The organism is Cupriavidus sp. GW822-FHT02D05 (assembly GCF_058802485.1).
In genome coordinates, this window is sequence record NZ_JBXAOE010000090.1 from 1 (window position 1) to 833 (window position 833).

The 833-nt window shown below is 62.7% G+C and carries 1 protein-coding gene; it reads left to right on the forward strand.

The window, feature by feature from the left end:
- Positions 1–606 precede the first annotated feature (606 nt).
- A partial coding sequence (locus AC1RQK_RS40495; protein ID WP_492815210.1) for a conjugal transfer nickase/helicase domain-containing protein occupies positions 607–833 on the forward strand: 227 nt, incomplete at its 3' end.

Here is an 833-nt window from a genome sequence, read left to right on the forward strand (position 1 = left end):
TGAATGGAAGATCGTAGACAGCAGCCGGAAATTGATCTCGCGCGGAAACCACAAGATTCGTCGCGAAATAGACAAAATGGCTTTGTAGATGCGCTAACGGATGGGCTTCGTTCCGTCGTCACCCGACTCGGCCGCGAGCCAGGTCAGAATGCGCCATTGGCGAGTGTACCCTCGCTCGCCGAGCCCTTCTGGCCGGCGGTTCAGAGTGGAATGACCAAAGTTCAGAGTTTTGCGATTCTCGACAGCCGCGCCCAGGAGCACAGGCCAACTCGGAATGCCGGTGCGGGAGCCGGTTGATGTGTTCGCGCCGGTAAGGCGACAGCGCCTTGAGCACCTCGGCGTCGAGGGGATCGATCGGATATGGCCGGTAACCCTGCTTGATGCGGCAGTAGCGCAGAGGACTTCCTCGATGAGATCGAATCGGCTTCCGCCCTGCAGGCCGAGGTCCGGCAACAGAGAGCGGCAGACACCGGCACAAGCCGTGCCGCCCCCACGCCAAGAATGCCTCCAGCGGAGATTCTGCCACCCGTGGTTCCCGCCACTCCCGCGCTACCGCCCCTGACGCCACGTGACGAAGCGCTCCCGCCACCATTGGCGCTGCAATTCATGCGGTGGCTGCAGGAGGGCATTGCGCAAGGCAGCCTGCTGGTCAATACCTCCCAGGCACAGGTCCATTCGGTCAAGGAGGGCCTACTGCTGGTGACTCCCCGGATCTTCCGCCAGTTCACGCATGACACCGATCCACGCGCCGAGAGCGGGGAAGCCCTGGAGTACACGGCGGTGCAGAAGGCGGTCTTCAAGGCGCATTGGCACTACATCGCCACCAAGCCGGC